Origin of the sequence: Paraburkholderia diazotrophica (genome assembly GCF_038900755.1) — a bacterium.
GTDB lineage: Bacteria > Pseudomonadota > Gammaproteobacteria > Burkholderiales > Burkholderiaceae > Paraburkholderia > Paraburkholderia diazotrophica_A.
In genome coordinates, this window is record NZ_JBBPEN010000009.1 from 244,017 (window position 1) to 262,585 (window position 18,569).

The 18,569-nt window shown below is 60.6% G+C and carries 21 protein-coding genes; 12 read left to right on the plus strand and 9 right to left on the minus strand.

The window, feature by feature from the left end:
• Nucleotides 1-20 precede the first annotated feature (20 nt).
• Nucleotides 21-1,427 (minus strand): PLP-dependent aminotransferase family protein, encoded by a 1,407-nt coding sequence (locus AABE10_RS26320; protein ID WP_342936138.1) that lies wholly within the window; start codon nucleotides 1,425-1,427, stop codon nucleotides 21-23.
• A gap of 93 nt (nucleotides 1,428-1,520) precedes the next feature.
• Between AABE10_RS26320 and AABE10_RS26325 the strand changes: the two genes are divergently transcribed.
• Entirely contained in the window at nucleotides 1,521-1,937 is a 417-nt protein-coding gene (locus AABE10_RS26325) for a cupin domain-containing protein (protein ID WP_342936139.1), read from the plus strand.
• Between the two features lie 165 nt (nucleotides 1,938-2,102).
• Here AABE10_RS26325 and AABE10_RS26330 read toward each other — a convergent pair whose 3' ends face one another.
• Nucleotides 2,103-3,050 carry an AraC family transcriptional regulator gene (locus AABE10_RS26330; protein ID WP_342936140.1) on the minus strand — a complete coding sequence of 316 codons (948 nt, stop codon included), beginning with the start codon at nucleotides 3,048-3,050 and terminating at the stop codon, nucleotides 2,103-2,105.
• An 85-nt stretch (nucleotides 3,051-3,135) separates the two neighbouring features.
• Between AABE10_RS26330 and AABE10_RS26335 the strand changes: the two genes are divergently transcribed.
• Nucleotides 3,136-3,441: a carboxymuconolactone decarboxylase family protein gene (locus AABE10_RS26335; protein ID WP_342936141.1), complete on the plus strand. Its 306-nt coding sequence runs from the start codon at nucleotides 3,136-3,138 to the stop codon at nucleotides 3,439-3,441.
• A gap of 392 nt (nucleotides 3,442-3,833) precedes the next feature.
• Here the strand turns inward: AABE10_RS26335 and AABE10_RS26340 are convergent, their stop codons facing one another.
• On the minus strand, nucleotides 3,834-4,109 hold the full coding sequence (locus tag AABE10_RS26340) for a hypothetical protein (RefSeq protein WP_342936283.1): 276 nt from the start codon (nucleotides 4,107-4,109) through the stop codon (nucleotides 3,834-3,836).
• Here AABE10_RS26340 and AABE10_RS26345 point away from each other — a divergent pair.
• From AABE10_RS26345 to AABE10_RS26365, 5 genes are all read left to right on the plus strand, one after another.
• Nucleotides 4,075-4,710, plus strand: coding sequence for a nitroreductase family protein (locus AABE10_RS26345; RefSeq protein ID WP_342936142.1), 636 nt, complete (start codon nucleotides 4,075-4,077; stop codon nucleotides 4,708-4,710). The genes AABE10_RS26340 and AABE10_RS26345 overlap by 35 nt on opposite strands.
• A gap of 35 nt (nucleotides 4,711-4,745) precedes the next feature.
• Nucleotides 4,746-5,291, plus strand: coding sequence for a carboxymuconolactone decarboxylase family protein (locus AABE10_RS26350; protein WP_342936143.1), 546 nt, complete (start codon nucleotides 4,746-4,748; stop codon nucleotides 5,289-5,291).
• 202 nt (nucleotides 5,292-5,493) lie between these two features.
• Nucleotides 5,494-6,204: an SDR family NAD(P)-dependent oxidoreductase gene (locus tag AABE10_RS26355; RefSeq protein WP_342936144.1), complete on the plus strand. Its 711-nt coding sequence runs from the start codon at nucleotides 5,494-5,496 to the stop codon at nucleotides 6,202-6,204.
• A gap of 39 nt (nucleotides 6,205-6,243) precedes the next feature.
• Complete coding sequence (locus tag AABE10_RS26360) at nucleotides 6,244-6,939, plus strand: glutathione S-transferase N-terminal domain-containing protein (RefSeq protein WP_342936145.1); 696 nt, start codon at nucleotides 6,244-6,246, stop codon at nucleotides 6,937-6,939.
• 138 nt (nucleotides 6,940-7,077) lie between these two features.
• Complete coding sequence (locus AABE10_RS26365) at nucleotides 7,078-7,539, plus strand: DUF3331 domain-containing protein (RefSeq protein ID WP_342936146.1); 462 nt, start codon at nucleotides 7,078-7,080, stop codon at nucleotides 7,537-7,539.
• A gap of 66 nt (nucleotides 7,540-7,605) precedes the next feature.
• On the opposite strand, the gene AABE10_RS26370 is transcribed toward AABE10_RS26365, so the two are convergent.
• Nucleotides 7,606-9,048, minus strand: a complete 1,443-nt coding sequence (locus tag AABE10_RS26370) for a PLP-dependent aminotransferase family protein (RefSeq protein ID WP_342936147.1) — start codon at nucleotides 9,046-9,048, stop codon at nucleotides 7,606-7,608.
• Nucleotides 9,049-9,138: 90 nt separating this feature from the next.
• On the opposite strand from AABE10_RS26370, the gene AABE10_RS26375 reads away from it, so the two are divergent.
• Together AABE10_RS26375 and AABE10_RS26380 are read left to right on the plus strand one after the other, a co-directional pair.
• On the plus strand, nucleotides 9,139-9,576 hold the full coding sequence (locus AABE10_RS26375) for a GNAT family N-acetyltransferase (RefSeq protein WP_342936148.1): 438 nt from the start codon (nucleotides 9,139-9,141) through the stop codon (nucleotides 9,574-9,576).
• Nucleotides 9,573-10,217: an FMN-dependent NADH-azoreductase gene (locus tag AABE10_RS26380; RefSeq protein WP_342936149.1), complete on the plus strand. Its 645-nt coding sequence runs from the start codon at nucleotides 9,573-9,575 to the stop codon at nucleotides 10,215-10,217. Before AABE10_RS26375 ends, AABE10_RS26380 begins: the two co-directional genes overlap by 4 nt.
• A gap of 664 nt (nucleotides 10,218-10,881) precedes the next feature.
• On the opposite strand, the gene AABE10_RS26385 is transcribed toward AABE10_RS26380, so the two are convergent.
• The gene (locus tag AABE10_RS26385) at nucleotides 10,882-11,595 is read right to left on the minus strand and encodes a hypothetical protein (RefSeq protein ID WP_342936150.1); all 714 of its coding nucleotides are present in this window, start codon (nucleotides 11,593-11,595) and stop codon (nucleotides 10,882-10,884) included.
• Between the two features lie 145 nt (nucleotides 11,596-11,740).
• Between AABE10_RS26385 and AABE10_RS26390 the strand changes: the two genes are divergently transcribed.
• Nucleotides 11,741-12,229 (plus strand): NUDIX hydrolase, encoded by a 489-nt coding sequence (locus tag AABE10_RS26390; RefSeq protein WP_342936151.1) that lies wholly within the window; start codon nucleotides 11,741-11,743, stop codon nucleotides 12,227-12,229.
• Nucleotides 12,230-12,262: 33 nt separating this feature from the next.
• Here AABE10_RS26390 and AABE10_RS26395 read toward each other — a convergent pair whose 3' ends face one another.
• Together AABE10_RS26395 and AABE10_RS26400 are read right to left on the minus strand one after the other, a co-directional pair.
• The gene (locus AABE10_RS26395; RefSeq protein WP_342936152.1) at nucleotides 12,263-13,915 is read right to left on the minus strand and encodes an FAD-dependent oxidoreductase; all 1,653 of its coding nucleotides are present in this window, start codon (nucleotides 13,913-13,915) and stop codon (nucleotides 12,263-12,265) included.
• A gap of 237 nt (nucleotides 13,916-14,152) precedes the next feature.
• Nucleotides 14,153-14,566: a hypothetical protein gene (locus AABE10_RS26400; RefSeq protein WP_342936272.1), complete on the minus strand. Its 414-nt coding sequence runs from the start codon at nucleotides 14,564-14,566 to the stop codon at nucleotides 14,153-14,155.
• Nucleotides 14,567-14,707: 141 nt separating this feature from the next.
• On the opposite strand from AABE10_RS26400, the gene AABE10_RS26405 reads away from it, so the two are divergent.
• Together AABE10_RS26405 and AABE10_RS26410 are read left to right on the plus strand one after the other, a co-directional pair.
• Nucleotides 14,708-15,169, plus strand: coding sequence for a hypothetical protein (locus AABE10_RS26405; RefSeq protein ID WP_342936153.1), 462 nt, complete (start codon nucleotides 14,708-14,710; stop codon nucleotides 15,167-15,169).
• A 267-nt stretch (nucleotides 15,170-15,436) separates the two neighbouring features.
• Nucleotides 15,437-15,763 (plus strand): DUF4148 domain-containing protein, encoded by a 327-nt coding sequence (locus tag AABE10_RS26410; RefSeq protein ID WP_342936154.1) that lies wholly within the window; start codon nucleotides 15,437-15,439, stop codon nucleotides 15,761-15,763.
• 89 nt (nucleotides 15,764-15,852) lie between these two features.
• On the opposite strand, the gene AABE10_RS26415 is transcribed toward AABE10_RS26410, so the two are convergent.
• A complete protein-coding gene (locus tag AABE10_RS26415; protein ID WP_342936155.1) occupies nucleotides 15,853-16,560 on the minus strand; it encodes a hypothetical protein in 708 nt (235 codons plus the stop codon).
• 450 nt (nucleotides 16,561-17,010) lie between these two features.
• A complete protein-coding gene (locus AABE10_RS26420) occupies nucleotides 17,011-18,411 on the minus strand; it encodes an FAD-binding oxidoreductase (RefSeq protein ID WP_342936156.1) in 1,401 nt (466 codons plus the stop codon).
• Between the last annotated feature and the right edge of the window lie 158 nt (nucleotides 18,412-18,569).

Below are 18,569 nucleotides of genomic sequence, written 5' to 3' on the forward strand. Positions count from 1 at the left end.
ATCGTAGCCGCATTACTGCTTTACGTATGGCGTCTTATCACTTCATGCAACAGGTCGCAGGATCTGGCGACGCTTCTCTCCGGCGAGGTCGCGACACCCAGCAAAAGTCCCGATCTCGCGGAGGCCGGCGACGCATACCACGGTGACAGCGGTGGGGGACCCAATCCAAACGCCAACAATGCTCTCGCAATGGAGATGTCCGAGACGCCGTCGGGCAACCGCACGAGTACGGCCAAACCGGCAGTCACCGTTTCGAAAGCGCGCTGCTCGAGGCATTTGAGCAACGCGTCGCGTTGAGCGGCGTAAAGGCGCTTCATCCTTCTCAGATGGCGCATGTAGTGTCCGTCGCGCATGAACTGCGCCGTCGCGAGCTGCACAGACAACCAGGGCGCCGGAGCCAGGCATGCTGCCACCTCCGCGAACCGGGACACAAGCGGCAACGGGGCGACAACGAACCCCAATCGCAGTGCAGGACTGATCGTTTTGCTGAAGGAGCCGATATGAATGACACGCTGGCCACGATCAAGAGACGCGAGCGCCGGCGCGGCGCGTGTTGTCAGTTGCAATTCGCTCAGATAGTCGTCTTCAAGCACCCAGACTCGTTCTCTCGCAGCCCAGTCGAGAAGGTGCAGACGCCTCGCGAGCGAGAGCGTGGGACCGAGCGGTGCCTGCTGCCCGGGAGTGACGACAACCAGATCGGGCTTCGGCTCATGTCGAAGGCCGTAATCGATATTGAGCCCTTCCGCATCGACCGGTATCGGCGAAAGTGTCATGCCCGCGAGTTCCAGCCCGTGTCGGGTGAACGGAAACCCCGGGTTCTCCACCCACGCCCTCTTGCCCCCGAGGCCCAGTACACGTAGTGTCAGTCCGAGCCCGCCGCTAAATCCGCTCGTGATGATGATCTGGGCGGGCGAGCACGTGACGCCGCGCGAAATGGCGAGGTAGGCGGCTATCTCGCGCCGCAGTTCCAGTTCGCCCCGGGGATCGGGATAAACGACTGATGCGCTGGATTCCGCGCGTAGCGCGAACGATCGGACTCTTGTGAAAAGTCTGGCAGGGAGCGTTTCCTGTGCAGGCACGCCCATCTGGAAAATCGCCGGCCCTGCGGTGAGTTCCCGGTACGTCTCCATGAACGAGCCCGGATCAGGCCGCTCTTCCACCTGAACGGGAGCGGGCGGCCGATCCGCCACTCGCGTTCCCGTCGCCCGGGAAGCAATGATAAGTTGAGCGTCGGCGAGTCGGTCGTATGCCAGGCGCACCGTGCCCCGGGCAACGCCGAGCTGGGCTGCGAGGTCCAACCACGATGGCAGACGTGCTCCCGCTGCAAGCACGCCGCTCTCGATTGCAGTGCTGATTGCTTTGCGGATCTGCTCGGCCAATGGAGTCTTCGCAGACCGGTCGAGTTGTATTTGCAGCGGCTTGGTCATCCGGTCATGGTACATAAATAGTGTTCAATCCTGGTTCTTGTCAGTGGCCCAGAACGTAGACACAATGCAATGGCACTAAGGAGAAGCATCCTCATGAACATTCGATCCGCGCTCGCTGGTGCCTGCGCAGCCGTGGCCGTCACCGTCTCGATGCCTGCGACTGCGCACGGGACGGGTGAAACGGTCACACCCAACTTCGAGCGTGCCATCCCCAACATTCCTGGCAAGTCATTGACCGCTGTGGTTGTCGACTATGCCCCTGGTGGAGCGTCGCCGGCACACGAGCACGCAAAGTCGGCGTTCATCTACGCCTATGTCGTTTCGGGTGCCATTGAGTCACAAGTCAACGATGGCCCGAAGCGGATCTATCACGCGGGCGAAAGTTTCTTCGAGGAGCCGGGTGCGCTTCATCGTGTGAGCCGCAATGCAAGCAAGACCAGGCCAGCGAAACTGCTGGCGGTGTTCGTGGTCGATTCCGGCGACAAGGCCCTGACCACACCGGTCAAGTAATTCAGGCAAATCAACGAGCAAACACGCGAGCAAGCATCTCGACTACAACGTGATGGCGCTCAGGACCTTGGAGCCGGTCGTTCCACTCCATCGTTCACGTATGCGCGTGCGAGGCGAAAAGGCGAGAGCCACACACGGCCGAGATCGGCGTAGGAGGTAGCCCGACTAATTCCCCGTGACGGGACGACGCCTGAAAGCGGTCGGGTCCATGCCGTGCATTGCGTGGAACGCCTGCGAGAAGTTGCTTCGACTCGTGAATCCGACCATCCTCGCGACCTCGGCGACCGGTCGCGTGGTCGTCGCCAGCAATTCCGCCGCTTTTCGTAGCCGCACGAGTTTCAACATGCTCATCGGCGGCTGCCCGAATGCCTTCATGAACTGGGCGGCAAACGCGGAACGGCTCATGCCGGCGATATCGGCTAACCGCTCCACTGTCCACGGCGATGACGGGCGCTCAAAGATTGCTTCGAGCGTTGCGACGAGCCGCTTGTCGGCGAAGCCTGTGGCCCAGGGCAGCTCTATTTCCCCCGCTTCGATCTGCCGCCGCATCACCATGATCAAGCACTGCTTGAGCAGTGCTTCGACCAGCGCGCGCGAGCCGAGCCCCGGCCGCGCGCATTCTGCCAGCAGCATGACGAACTGGTTCTTCAAGCCCGACTGCCCGTCGAACTGTGCGATCAGCGGCCGACGCATCGCGCTGAATGGATCCATGCCGTGATTCGTATCGAGCTTCAATTCACCGCATGCCGTGGCGATGCCGGCCGTGCCTTCACCCGCCTGGATTGTCGGCACTGTTTCTCGCGAAGGCCACTCTGTGAGACGTCCGTGGTTCGTTTCGTTGCTGGGCGATGAATAGCCGCTTTCAATCGCGTAAGCGATGCCAGGCGGCAACAGCACGAAACTGTGCGACGTCAGCGCGACGCGCTCGCCCGTTTGCATCACGAGCACGCCTTTGCCTTCCATGCAGTAGTGAAGGCTTGTCGTTGCGCAGGCGTCGAAGCGGGCACTCCAGCCGTCGCGAATGTCGCACAGAGTGAAATTCGCCACGCCGATGTCCAGTGCGGCAAGGAAACGTTCGAGGACGGGAAGCTCAAAGATCGCGCGACTAGTCATAGACGAATTCGAACCAAATCGAGACCAAATGGAACGGGCACCTCTCTACTATAAGCATGCAGGCCAATGATTACAGGAGAAACCCATGTTCGATATGAAGCATCTTAGCCGACTCAAGAAGCTGGACGAAAACGCACCGGAAGCGATGAAAGCCTTCTGGGCATTCGACAAGGCGGTCTTTGAAGAAGGCGCGTTGAGTGTGCAACAGAAGCAGCTTATTGCCGTCGCCGTCGCATTGACGACGCAGTGCCCCTACTGCATTGAACTGCACACGAAAGCTGCGCGCGACGCAGGCGCGAGCGAAGCGCAACTGTCGGAAGCCGCGCTCGTGGCGGCGGCCATTCGTGCAGGCGGCGCCGTCACACACGCTTCACATTTGTTCCGGGGTTAGGCCCGGTAATTTGCGGCGTGGTCATCCGGTCGTGGTACATAAAAAATGTTCATTCCTGGTTCTTACCTGTGGCCCAGAGCACAGCCACAATACAAGGACCATAAGGACCAACATCCTCATGAACATTCGATCTGTCCTCGCTGCTGCTCGCACAGCCATTGCCTTCACCGTCTCAATGCCTGCTACCGGGCATGGGATGGATGAAACCGTCACACCCAACTGAACCTGGACACGAAGGGCGCCCGCGCGACCTGCCGAAGAAAGGCGTGCAGGTCGAAAAACTGGCGCTGGTACAGGCATGATCGGAAGCTGGCGGTCTGTTTGACGAACGTGCGCGTGCCGCGCTTGCATGAGCCGATTCGGTCATTCGTATCGCAAAGTGACGTCTACGCTTAGTTATACGAATTATCCAGTTTGTAGTGTTCGATGAGCGTTGATATCACGATCGCAATCAACCAGATGCCCGGTACCAGCCGTGTATGCGCCGATCCGCGCTTGCCGAAGTACCGCGGTTGACTGCAACTACCAGAAGCAGAGGAGAAAACGTCGCCCGACATCTTGAACGAAAGCAGGTCCGCATAGAGCGAACGCACGCTTGTACCTCGATTTATTTCATCACGCATAGGAATCGCTATGAGAAATGGAACCACCATGACCAACGCCGTCATCGAATGCATCCTGAGCCGCAGCGCCGCAAAGTACTACGACCCTGCCGCCAGCTTGAGCGACGACCAGATCCGCGAGCTGGTGCGAATCGGCACCTCCGCGCCGACATCCTTCCACTTGCAGAACTGGCGCTTCATCGCGGTGCGCACGCCGGAAGCCAAAGCTCGGCTGAGTCCGATCGCCTGGAACCAGCCCGCGGTCACGGATGCAGCCGTTACCTTCATCATCTGCGGCCAGTTGGCCGATTCCAGCGTAATACCGGAGCGCCTGGCACCGCTGGTTGAAGCGGGCGTCATGCCGGCAACGATGGTGCCGGAATGGGAAATCCCCGCACGAGATCTGTACATGGAGTACCCGCAGCGCCAGCGCGACGAGGCGGTACGCACCGGCACCTTCGGTGCGGCGGCGATGATCTATGCGGCCCGCTCGCTGGGCCTGGGTTCGACGCCGATGATCGGTTTCGACGCCGAAGCGGTGCACCGCGAGTTCGGGCTGGCCGAGAACGAAGTGCCCGTCATGCTGTTGTCCGTTGGGACGGAGCGCCCCGGAAACTGGGCGCAGAAGCCGCGCCGTCCGGTGGCCGATGTGCTCGATCTCATATAAGTGTTCCGAAAACCAGTAACTTAAGGAAAACCAACATGCCGAGAAGTACTGCTCTAAAGCCGGAACAGGTGCCGGCCGAATCGAAACCAACTCTCGATACGTTCACCAAGAATATCGGGTTTACCCCCAATATGATGGCGACTTTCGCGCAGAGCCCGATCGCGTTCAACTCATGGGCCACCCTGCTTGGCTCCTTGAGCAAGGCGCTCGACGTGAAGACACGTGACAGCATCGGGCTCGCTGTCTCCGAAGTGAACGGCTGCAACTACTGCCTGACGGTGCACAGCTTTACCGCGAAGCATATGGCCCAGTTGCCCGCCGATGAAATCATTCTCGCCCGGAAGGGCCACGCCAGCGACGCGAAGCGCGACGCCGCCGTTCAGTTTGCCCGCAAAGTCATCGAAACCCGAGGCCAGGTCAGCGACGCCGATCTGAAAGCCGTCCGCGATGCAGGCTACACGGACGCGAACGTCATGGAGATCGTCGCGCTGGTGGCGATGTACTCCCTGACGAACTTCTTCAATAACGTGTTCGATCCCGAGAAGGACTTTCCCGCCGTTACGCCAGCTGGCTCGATCTGAACGCAATCCGGTTGCATCTGCCCTCGCTGAGGGTACCAAGCGGTTTGATGTGATGCAGGCCCAAAGCCAATGCCCGGATGCGCCCAGGAGAGATTTCCGGGAACGTGTTCGGGCATTTCGAATGCGCCGACAAGGTTAGGACACTTCACACCAGATCAGGATTGGTCGGCATTGAAGCGAAACAATATTTTCTGGGTAAAGCATGAACGAGTCACAGAAGGTTGTTGTCGTCACGGGTGCTTCACAAGGCATCGGCGCTAAAGTCGTAGAGGCATTCCGAAAGCTCGATTACCGCATTGTCGCAACCTCGCGTTCGATCAAGCCGTCGAACGACGAGAACATCCTGAGCATCGCCGGTGACATCGGTGATCCCGCAACCGCTCAACGTGTCATTTCCCAAGGCGTCGCGCGATTTGGCCGGATCGATACGCTGGTGAACAACGCCGGCATTTACATCGGAAAGCCTTTCACCGAACACACTGCCGAAGACTATGCCGCCGTAATGAATGTGAACATGGCGGGCTTCTATCACATCACGCAACTCGCGATCGCCGAGATGGAAAAGCATTCGAGTGGCCATGTAGTGAGCGTCACCGCCAGCATAGATCACGCTGCAATCAGCGGGATCTACTCGGTCCTCGCGGCTATGACGAAGGGCGGCCTCAACGCTGCCACGAAGTCACTGGCGATCGAGTACGCAAAAAAAGGCATTCGCGTGAACGCCGTCGCTCCGGGGATCATAAAGACGCCGATGCACGCGCCTGAAACGCACGAAGCGCTGGGCGCTTTCCACCCTATCGGACGCATGGGTGAAGCAGGCGATATTGCCGACGCCATCCTCTTTCTCGACTCGGCGCCGTTCATCACTGGAGAGATCCTGCATGTCGACGGCGGGCAAAGTGCTGGCCGCTGAGATGCGCCATTACGGATGAAATCACCGAGGAGGACGAAAGTGACACTCAATCATCCAATTTTTACGCGCTGGCCGGCGCAGTATCCCGATCGGCTCCAGCTCTTTTCCCTGCCGACGCCTAACGGAGTGAAGATCGGCATCATGCTGGAGGAGACGGGACTCGCCTATGAGCCGCACCGCATCGACATTCTGGCGAATGAGAACAGCGATCCAGCCTTCGTCGCGCTCAATCCCAATGGCAAGATTCCCGCGATCTACGATCCCAACGGGCCGAGCGGCCAGCCGCTGGCGTTGTTCGAATCGGGAGCGATCCTGATCTATCTCGCCGAAAAGACAGGGCAGTTTCTCTCGACCGATCTCAACACGCGCTATGAAACGATCCAGTGGCTGATGTGGCAGATGGGCGGTGTCGGGCCGATGTTCGGACAGGTCGGCTTCTTCAACAAATTCGCCGGCAAGGACTATGAGGACAAGCGGCCGCTCGACCGATACGTGAGTGAGTCGGCGAGGCTGCTCGGTGTGCTCGACTCGCGGCTGGCGATCCGCGACTGGGTAATGGACGACGGCTACAGCATCGCCGACATCTCGCTGCTCGGCTGGGTGCGCAATCTGATCGGCTTCTATGAGGCGCGCGAGATCGTCGGCTTCGACCGCTTCACGCACGTCCGGCGCTGGTTCGAGCGTGGTCTCGCGCGGCCGGCAGTGCAGCGCGGGCTGCAGGTGACAGCGGCTTAAAAAGGATGCCGCCAGCAGATGCGTTCTGCTTTTCGGACGCGAATCCTTTCTTGTTCACCGCATGAGCGACCCCGGCTTCATCGTCACTTCCCCTGGCGACTGCCTCGATGGGCAGAGCACTTCTGAAAAGGTGAATCTATGACCTGTCGAGATGAAGACAATATCGTTCGACGTGCACTGATTGCTCTTTTGACACCGAAGCCGTTTGCGTCGGAGGCCACTGCGAATACATGCATTCGCAACAAGAAGTATCGCCGAAGCGGTCGCGCCGCAACCGGGACATTTGATCCTGTCGTTGCCGAGCCGGTCCCCGCTCGCATTTCCATTGTCGAGTGGCTGTCGTCGGAAACGGTGAGCGTAAGCTGGAGTGACCCGACATTGGGCCGTTACTCCGGACAGACGTGGCGACTGGGACGCGCGCGCAACGATTCATATTGCGTGTTGACGGGCAGACGGATTCGACTTGGCGATAAAGTCTTTCGACCTCTGACACAACAAGGCTATCTCTCTCCCGAATACAACCGGATGATCCTTGCTTGTGTCGTGAATGATCTTTGCCGCGCTGGTGTGTCGGTTCCACAGGCATTAGGCACGGTCTAGCGTTGCTCAACCAGACGAACGGACACAGCGAAGTGCGCTGCGCTCCTGCGCGTCAGATAGCCAGTCTTATCGGCGCAGGTCGAATGCACGAAACAGCTCCGTCACCAAACGCTGCGCCTCGGCCTGACTGCTGATGTTCGTGAATCCCATCAACAGGCCGCGACGTCCGGGCGAGCCGTTGCGCCATGTCGTCAGCGCATGCACGGCGAAGCCCGAGGCGCGCGCCCGGCTGGCGAGAGCGACGTCGTCGAGATCTTCGCGCACGTCGACCAGCAGATGCATGCCGCCGTCCTGCAGATGGACGACGAAGCCATCCGCCGCATAAGGCGCGAGCGCTTCGGCGAGCAGCGCACGCCGCCGTGCGTAAAGTGTCCGCATTCGCTTGATATGGCGCGAAAAGTGGCCTTCGGCAATAAAATCGGCCACCACCGCCTGCATGAGTTCGGGACAACCGCCATGCACGCTCCGCCTGCAAGCTAGTTCGAATTGCGGCACGAGGTTCGGCGCAACGACCACATATGACAGCCGCAGTCCGGGGAACAACGACTTGCTGAGCGTCCCGCAGTAGATCACCCGGCCGCATGCGTCCATGCTCTTCAACGCGGGCAACGGATGGCCGCGATAACGATATTCACCGTCATAGTCGTCCTCGACGATCCATGCATCGTGCGCGCCCGCCCAATCGAGAAGTTCGACGCGCCGTTGCAGCGGCAACGCAACACCCGTCGGACTCTGATGCGATGGCGTCACCACCGCAAGCCTTGCATTCGTGAACTGCTTGCGCCCAAAACCGACGTCAACGCCATGTTCGTCGACGGGCACATTGCAGACTCGCAGACCCATGCGCTTGAGCGTTTGCGCGGTCGGCGGATAGCACGGATGTTCGATCCACGCGCTCTCGCCTGCCAGTCCGAGTGCATCGATGATCAAGGCAAGGCTCGCGGTGTAGGCGGGAACGATAAAAACCTGCGCGGCATGCGCGTCGATGCCGCGCGAGCGGTGCAGACAGGCCGCCAACGCCTCGCGCAACGGCATGTATCCCGCTGGCGGTGGCTTGTTCAGCGATCCCACCTTGCGCGCCTGCCGCGTCATCAGCCGCGCCCAGAGCTTCCTCGGAAATTCGTCGAGCGCAGGCAGGCCCATCTGCAACGGCGCGGGATTGCCGCCTTCCATATCGATGACCGTTTCGGGCGCCGACGGGCGTGCGGATGCGCGTGGGGATGGGCGAGCGGCAACGGGCGGTTTTTTCGCGTGAGCGGGTTTGGCGGGAGCCGTGTGTTCCGAAACGAATGTCCCCGCCGGACCTCGGGCAACGAGGTAGCCCTCTCCGAGCAGGCGGTCGTAGGCGACCTGCACCGTGCCGCGCGCGACACCAAGCTCGGTGGCCAGCGCTCGCAACGACGACACTTTCTGGCCGGGACTCAGCTGTCCCTGTTCGATCATCGAGCGAAAGCGCGCGTAGATCTGCTCGTGAATAGGCGCCGCCGTGCGGGCCATTGGCTGCGTCATGGCCTGGTCCAAAGCAAAGAAAATGTCCCTGTCAGCTATGTCATCGAACGACGACACTGAAGCCTACACCAACCCTCGTTCATCGGCATCATGACAGACGTCCTGGTTCTCCGACATGCCGAAACAGACGCCGATGTCATGGCGTGTTTCGGCGTCATGCAGCAATTGCGTCCGCATTTGCAATCATCCGAAGAGTTTGTCGCCCGCGTCGCGTTGCAGCGCACGCAGGGTTACCGGTTGCTCGCAGTATGGGACGGCGATAAGCCCGTGGCGCTCGCCGGCTACCGACGCATCGACAACCTGATTCACGGCCGTTTCATTTACATCGACGATCTGATCACGGATGCAGCGGAGCGCGGCAGGGGACATGGCGAGCGCTTGCTGGACGAATTGCGCACGCTTGGCCGCGCGGACAACAGCAACCGGATCGTGCTCGACACAGCGCTCGCCAATGCACTGGCGCAACGTTTCTATTTCCGCTTCGGCTTGTTGGCCCGCGGTCTTCACTTCAGCATGGATCTGCAATGAACAATCTCAAGTTGCTGCTGCTCGATTGCAGCCCACGGCGCGACAACTCGACGAGCCGGCATTTCACCCGTCATTTGCTGCCCGCGATGGCCAAGCGTTTCGGGCGGGACATTCAGATCAACCGGCGCGACCTTGGTGCAGAGCCGTTGCCGCCGATCACGGCCGAGTACGCGGAGTCGCTGGTGCTGCCCATAGCCGAAGCGAAGGCGCGATTCGGTTCGGCACTTGCGCTTTCAGACCAGTTGATTCAGGAACTCGATGACGCAGACATGCTCTGGATCTCGGCACCCGTGCACAACTTCACGGTACCCGCCGTGCTGAAGAACTGGATCGACCTCGTGGTTCGTCGTGACGTGACGTTCAAGACGACGGAGCACGGCAAGGTCGGCCTGTTGCGCGACCGGCCGACATTCGTCGCGGTGACTTCCGGCGGCGCCATGTTTCGCGAGCCTTCGCTACAGCCCGACTTCTTTCGTCCTTATCTGAATGCGGCGCTCGGCGTGATCGGACTCAAGGACATCACGTTCATGCACGCCACAGGCCTCGCATCGGCAGACGAACCGCTTTCCATCGTGGAGACGAAGGCGGGGCAGTGGCTACGCGAGGCGTCCTTCGGACAGACCATTCCTTCCATCGTTTGACTCATTGCAACCGGCCCTCCTCTCGACAAACGAAATGAACGGATTTCGTTTGGATACCGAATAGATGGAGTTAAAAGGACGCCCGCATAGTGAAAAAAATATGCCCCGAACTGAACACGGTCGGTGAGCTAGCAAAATGCTGACACGCTGGCATCTACCCTGAGCCGAATTGAACATAAACATGCTTCCGTGGGACTCGCCTCAGCTCACTAGCTAATCCCGTTTCCTCCTCTGTCGTGTTTTCCTTGTCTGGACAACCGGCTGGTTGCGCTCGACACGTTGGTGTGGGATGAATGCTAGGCCATGGACTAAAGCCTGCGCGTGGATCAGGAAACAGTTTCAAGAAGTTTGTTGGCGCGCGTTCACGATGCAAACCGGCATGTCAGACATGGACCGGAGAGACCGCGAAGAACATCGCCGAGAAGCGCGGGCATGCGGATCAGGCGTTTGTCGATGCGTTCTTTGCGGCAGGCTGCCAGGCGAGGACGGGGTGTCGCTCCGGGCAGCATCACCCGGACGCCATTCGGACCGAAATCCCAGCCCGCGAAACTCGACATTGACGTCCCGCGCGACACCCGTTGCTCCGATATCTCCCAGCATCTCGTCAGCCTTCGGTGAGAGGTTAAAAGTCGTATGCCAAGTGCTCCTGGCAAAACCAAACGTGTTACGACTGACCTTGGGCGAACAGATGGGTTTCGTCGGCCGGCTGCCAGTGTTCCGCGACCGCTTTATCCGTTATGCGCACTGTCGCACGCAACGGCAGGTAGCCGCGCAACTTTACTTCACTTGCCGCGAGCCTCTCGGAGCGATGCAGTTCCTCGGTAATCCTGGTACCGTCCCTGAGCTCAAGGCTATATCCGTCAATCGGCCCCCATCGGCCCTTCGGCACCGGTTCTATATAAACGGGCGACATCTCTAATCTCCAGTGGTAGTAAAAAAGCGGCAACAGACCATATTCGTTGCGGTAGCAAGGCGACGAAAACAGCGTGAAATCAGCGGGATACTGGCATCGTTTCGTATTCAGAAACGGGATGCGTCGATGCGCAATGCTCCAGGCGTTGCGTTGCATTGGATGTTTCCGATACGCGCGATCTGGTTCCACATGATGAGATGGTAAGCAGCCAGAGGTAATCCCTCGATTTTTCCCCTTGTCGTCGAACACGACATCCGGATGTCGATCACCGGCTCCGTTTGCGGCGCCCCCCTTTGCGTCGGGCAACACCAGGAACTTGATGAGCCCTTCGGCTGTATCACGTTGTGAGGTACTAGCCATGAGCACGGCTGTATGAGTGAGCGTGCTCTGGAGATCGCCCAGAACCGGGCCAAGGTGCTTTATGCCGGGTGTCGTCGCGATGAGCGGAATCGTGCCCGCGACCATATCGCGAGTCCAGGCACCAGGTTGCGGCCTACGGATAAACTACGGCTTTCAAACAGTGCTATGACAAACGCTGAATGAACCAAGCCGCTAGAACGCGATGAACGGAAGATCCTCTGATCACGAAAGGAAAGAAAGGAGAAAGCTCATGCCGAGCCTTGGGCCAGCCCGAGCGTCCATGCTTGTCGACTCTGTCTGGCGCATGGCGCTTCGCGTCGGATTTCGGCTCGCTCGCGTCTGGTGGCGCGTTCGACGGCCTTCCCATGAGGGCGCGCTAGTCGCAATCTACGTCGGGCCGGCGCTATTGCTGGTGAAGTCATCGTACCGCGCCGAGTGGGGCTTTCCCGGCGGTAGCATCCAGGCCGGCGAGACGCCTGATGCAGCCGCACAGCGCGAAATGGAAGAGGAGATTGGTTTCTCATCGGGCCCGTTACTTCCCGTCGGCAGTGTCTGTGGCACTTGGGACGGACGAACAGACCGGGTGCATTTCTTTGAACTGCGCCTCGATTGCATGCCCGAGCTACGGCTCGATAATCGCGAGATCATCGCCGCGCATCTGGCCTCGCCGGAGGAACTGCGCAGCATCGCGCTCACGGGCGCGGTCACTGCGTTTCTCGACAGGGATCGCGGCTGTTAGTTGTCGATGCAGCCACACCGTCACCCCCAGGCGCTACCGCGCGTCGAACTGCAGATACTTGTGTGCGAAAGCGATTGCCATGCTGCCCTCGCCGACCGCCGAAGCAACGCGCTTGACGGGACTCAACCTCACATCTCCACAGGCGAACACGCCGGGTACGCTGGATTCGAGCAGGTATGGGTCGCGTTGATGGGACCAGCGGCCCGCCTTGACGACATCGTCGCCGGTCAGAACATAGCCGCGTGCGTCGCGCGCGATTTCCGTCGGCAGCCACTCCGTTTCCGCGTCGGCGCCGATGAATACGAACAAGCCGCCGCAGTCGTAGCGGCGCACCTCTTCGCTCGCTCCATCGCGCACGTCGATCGCGCTCAGACACGTATCGCCATATGCGCCGACGACTTCCGATCGCAACTGCACCGCCACATTATCCTTGCCGGCGAGCTGCTCGATCAGATAGCGCGACATGCCCTTCTCGAGCGAATCGCCTCGCACGACGAGCGTCACCCTGCGCGCGTGATTGGCAAAAAAGAGCGCGGCCTGTCCAGCCGAATTTCCACCACCGATCAGATGAACATCCAGTCCATGCGTCGCGCCTGCTTCGCTGCGCGACGCGCCGTAGTAGATTCCTTTGCCAATGAACCGGTCGAAGCCATCGATCGCGAGGCGCCGCCACGTCACCCCGGTCGCGAGAATGATCGTCTGCGAGCGGACGACATCGCCGCCGTCGAGATAAATCGCGCGTCTTTCCACATCGACCCGCGCCACCGACCGCGTGACCAGAATCTCAGCGCCGAGCCGCCTCGCCTGCTGTAGCGCGCGGCTTGCGAGTTCGTCGCCGGAAACGCCGTTCGGGAAGCCGAGATAGTTCTCGATGCGCGATGACGTGCCGGCCTGCCCGCCCGGCGCCTCGCGCTCCAGTACCAGCGTGCGCAGGCCTTCCGATGCGCCGTACACTGCCGCGGCCAGGCCTGCCGGCCCGCCGCCGATGATCGCCGTATCGTATTCGGCGAAGCGAGGCTGCGTCTGCAAACCCAGCAGGCGTGCGAGCTCGCGCGTCGCGGGCCGGCTAAGCGCCGTTCCATCGACGAGCCGCAGCGCGGGGCACTCCGCCTCGGACGGCATCGTGTCAGGCCAGCGCGCCGGCAGTTCGGGCGCGTCGGGCGCCATCCAGTCATGGCTGATCTGATTGCGCGCGAGGAACTGGCGCAGCGCGGTACAGGCGTTGTCCCAGCGATTGCCGACGATCGTCACGCGCGCCTTCGGCGGTTCGGCGGAGAGGCTCTGAAGACCGCCGATGCGCTCGCGCGCAAGCGCCCCCATCTTGAGCGCGACCTCCGGCGATGCGGCAGCGAGCGCGTAGTAGCGCTGCGCATCGACGCGCATCACGCGCGAGGGCTCCGCGGCCCGATATGCGCCGGGAAACGGCGAACTCAGCGCAAGCGGCACTTCGCCGAAGATGGTGCCCGGCAGACGCCAGCCCAACGTGCGCTCGATGCCGTCGAACGTCTTGATGACTTCCATCTTGCCTGACAGCACCGCATAGAGCGCGCGTTCGCCGCCTTCGTGGACGGCAAATTCGCCCGCGCACAGATGCAGATCGGCGGACGTGTGCGCGAGGCTCTCCAGTTCATTGGCGGGAAGTGACGAGAAGAGCGGAACTGCCCGGATGTCATCGATAGTCAGCATGGCTTCGTCCTCTTCGTCCTGCCTGGCAGGTGCCGCAGATCCCGGACCACCAGGCCTCGTGGTCGTCACGTCCGACGAAAGGACATGCGCAGGCAAACAGCCGAGCGATACGGTTACGGCGTCGTTTGTTTTCTGGTCGCAGCGCTCATCGAATGCGCCCAGGACATTCCGATGCATACTCCAGATGCACTGAGCCAGTATATGACGCTTGTTGACGCCGCGATAACGTACATACCGTCAGTGAACCAGCAATCGGGAAATCCGGGTGCATGCCGCGCGAAGGCGTCGGGCGCGGTCCTCAAAAACATATGAAGCAGCCAGCGCCAGCAGGCCCGACGTCACACCCGTTACGATCGCCTCGGCAAAAGGAACGCCATAGTGATTCGGGTGTGAGTACGCGTCGCCTAACATCGTCAGGAATCCGACGATCAGCGCATTGCCGTATCGCCGCGAATAGAGCCTCGCCAACGGTGTAAAAGTCAGAAGTACAGCGAGGATTCCGGTGAACACACCTGTTTGCAATGCAATAGTCCAGTGGGCGAGACTCAGAATATTGCCCCAGCTGCCCGGCATGCAGGTCATGCACGCGCTGGTCGGCTGCCAGAGGCGCTTGACGAACAGCAGGACGCGGCGCTTCCACTCGATTGACATCATGCTTCCCATCGATGCTCTTGCGCTGGGATTCCAGAAAGTCATCCGCACACGGTGGAATGCTACACCGCGATCGCGAAGATTGTGGCAGGCTGGGATCGCATGCGTTCTTTACGTCGCATGGCGAACCAGGAGAACTGAATGGCCCGCGCACGAAAAGCGGGACGACGAATCATCGTGGTGCTCGTGCTCTGCATTGCCGCGACGTTTCTGGCAGTGGGCGCGGCGCTGCTGTACGAGTTGTCAGTCGTCAGCCGCGCGGTGAGCGATTTTAGCCAGGACGAAAGGGATCAACAGGTGCGCATCGCTCACCGTCAGCTTACGCTCGACGAGCGACTCAATCCTGCTTACCTGAAACGCTACGGCCTGGACCACACCCGATACGCCGATACACAAGGCCATTTTTCACCAACGGGCGCCGACTGGCAGCGATGGAGCCTCCGAACCAAAGCGGCGGCAACCGTGATGTGGCTCGGCCACAATCCGCCCGGCATCTGGTGGACGCTATTGCAGATCAAATGCGTCGATCGCTCTCCCGAAGCCCATGCCGACATCGAGCCGATCGTCGACGTAGCCGATGCATGTCTCGGCGAACCACACTGATTGGCGCAGCGGCGTTTTCTATTTGAAGCGGCGCCGGCGGGACTTTTGTACCGCAATGTATCTACCGCCGCTCGGGAAACAGTGGCTTACATTCCCGCGCATTCGGGAAACGAGCCAGATACATGCGCGGATTCAAATAACGTCACGCAAGGTTGATTCATGACAGTGCGACTTGCCGGGACGACATGCAATCGCGAATGCAACGTGCAACGCGCGACGGCCGCCCGGAAGCATCACCGAAAGCCACTCAACTTCTGGAGAATACTCATGAAACTCGTGAAATCCCTTTTCGTCGCAGCATTGATCGCCGCTCCTGTTCTTTCGTTCGCGCAGTCGAACCAGCCGCTGACCCGCGCGCAAGTGCGCGCCGAACTGGTTCAGTTGCAACAGGCCGGCTACAACCCCGCAAGCGACTACACGCAATACCCGAGCAACATCGAAGCAGCGCTGTCGCGCATCCAGGCGCAAAAGGACGCGTCCTATGGCGGCGTCACGGCGGGTCAGGCGAGCGCGGGCTCGCGTCATGACACGGCGCAAGCGCCCGCCGCGCAGCAAAACATCATCGGCCTCGAACCGGTCTACGCGCACTCGTGATCGTCGCCGCTTCGAAGCGAATGCGTGAAAGCGCCTTCGCTTCGGAGCGCACGAGCCCACACGCCCGTCGATGCCTCGCGCGCAATGGCTTACTTGTGCAGCTTGGCAGGATGGTGAACTGCATCCTCGACACGTTGTATCCAGCCCCCCGGCGCAGTCGACAGGGGCACAGTTCCCGCGTGCTGGTCACCACCGGGATGACGCTCCGCGTCGTCCGCATTTCTATCGACAAGTTGAAGCGGCCCAGTGAACCGCACATGCAGCAGCGCGGCGAGCGCCCGCTCATAGGCGTCGACGCCATCGTTGCCAGGTGTTATCTCCGCAAGCGCCTTTGCGAATCCGGAAGCGGCTTCAACGGCGGTATCGCTGTACATGCTGCTCTGCATGAACGTCTGGCGCACATCGGTCTTCAATGCCTGAATTGCCGTTGCTACTTTTTCGTACGCTTGAGCAGGCGCTTCGACGTGACGCTGAAGGTCGGATGCGCACGTCGTCGGCGGATGGGCGAGTACATTTCTGTCGGTGTCGATACGTGCCGCGAGGCTCTTGATATACGCGACTTCGACCGCGGGAATGCTAGCGCGTCGTCCGAGGCAGTCGTGCACTCGAGAGGCGCCCTGCATCGCCGAGGCCAAACTTGCGAAGTCGTGGAAAAGCAGGTGCGTCGCGGCACAGTCGAGCACGGCATCAGGTGGCAATGCGAGTTCGTGAGCGACTGACAGGCTCGTCTTCATCACGATCAGGAGCAGTTCACTCCATTCGTCCTTACGGTAGCCTCTCATCGAACCTTCGTTCATTGCGGACCCCGCGTAGATGTGTATCGCACGAAGCCATACTACGCCGGGCGGGCTTTCAGCACTATTACGCGGCAGCGTCTGTGCGAATGTCCATAAGCTCGGGAGAAGTTCGGGAAGGACCTTAGGTAACTAGCGGTCCATCGATGCCTACCTCTTGCCTGATCTATCGTTGTGGCCGCATTCGCGAAATGGACTTTATGAATTTCGAACGATGACCGCCGGCATCGCGCGGATCAACGCAATGGGCAGCGTGATCGGCGGCACGACCGGGCCGACGGTGATGACCAGGCGCGCAACATCAGCAGCGGCTAATCGCCGGGGCTGTATCTCGTCAGCGCAACACGGCTCGTTTCGCGACGCTGTCGCGTTCGTTCGGCCCGTGCGCCTGATGCGATACGCCGCTACGTCCGCACGGGGCTCCGCGATCAGTGACGTGCATCACAGACCCATTCACCCGCCCGGCGCATCCGCGAGCGGCGCAGGCGCGATATTCTGGTTCAGGCGGAACAGGTTTGCCGGGTCGTACTTTGCCTTGATCGAGGCGAGCCGACCGAGCTTGCTTCCATACGCTGCCTGCAATCCGTCAACGCCTTCGTCGCCGCCCAGATAGTTGACGTACGCGCCGGGCGCTGTGTACGGGCTCAGCGCGTCGAGCAACTCGCGCGTCCATGCAATGTTCCGTTCACTATCCTTTGCATCGGACCAACCGGACGTGATCACGATATTCCACGGCCAGTTGCGATGCCCGAACGCGGTCGCGGATTCGGGAACGCGGCTCCATGCGCTGTTGCCGTAGTTCTCCAGCACGATCACGGTCTGTCGTGACGGGACACGCGCAAAACGATCGACGACGATGTCGATAGCCGTGTCGTCGAGCGCCTTGAGGTAGCTCGATTTCCAATAGCTATGCAGGCCGGGCGGCCACAGGAAGTCCGCCATGCGCTGAGCTTCGTTGTATGGCGTGGGTGCAAATTTGTCGACGAGGGGCGGTCCGTATTCGCGCAAGCGCTGCAAGACTTTCTCGCCCTCTTCTACCGAACCGGCGTACACGCCACCGATACCTGCGACGGGGGCGCCGCGCATCGGTGGAGGCAGCGAAGGATCGTCCGGCATGTGAAACAGAAGCGCGCCTATCGTCGATTCGTCCGGGGCTTCCGCTTCGAGATCTCGCCATCTGCGGATCGCACCCGCCGCTGCGCTGGCGGGATGGAGCACAATACCGGCGAGCACGGTTCCGGCCGGGTGCGCCTGAAATTCGAACGACGTCACCACGCCGAAGTTGCCTCCGCCGCCGCGTATCGCCCAGAACAAATCCTCATTCTCGCGGCTATTGGCTTTCACCTTACGACCGTCGGCGAGCACGACATCGGCGCTAAGAAGATTGTCGAGCGCGAGTCCATGCTTGCGGACGAGCCAGCCAAGGCCACCACCCAGTGTCAGTCCGCTCACGCCCGTAATCGACACGAAGCCGCCCGTGGCGGCCAGGCCGTGCAACTGAAGCGCGTCGTTGACTTCAGCCCAATTGCAACCTGCTTCCACACGCACAGTGCGCGCCGACGGATCGACTGTGATCGCCTTCATGAGCGACAGATCGATCACGACGCCGTCGTCGCAGACTGCATATCCGGCAACGTTATGGCCGGTACTGCGTACGGCGAGCGGCAGATCGTGCTCGCGTGCGAGCGCCACGATCCTTGCCACATCGTCGGCGTCAACGCAGCGCGCAATCAGAAGAGGACGCCGGTCGATCGAGACATTGAATACGGCACGCGCCTTGTCGTATTCGGAATCGGCAGATTGAATGACCTCACCCCGAAAACCGGATTGGCGAATTTCAGAAGAATTGATCATTTCTTTCTCCTTCAGCGATTCGCCCGTCACGTAGTAGAACTGTGTCGACGTAAAACGCGATGCGAAGAAGTCGCTATCCCGTGCCGATGAAGCATCGGCTTCTTTCGAAAAGCGGATGGCGGTCGCAGATCAGTCGACGGACTTGTGCAGCGCTTCCG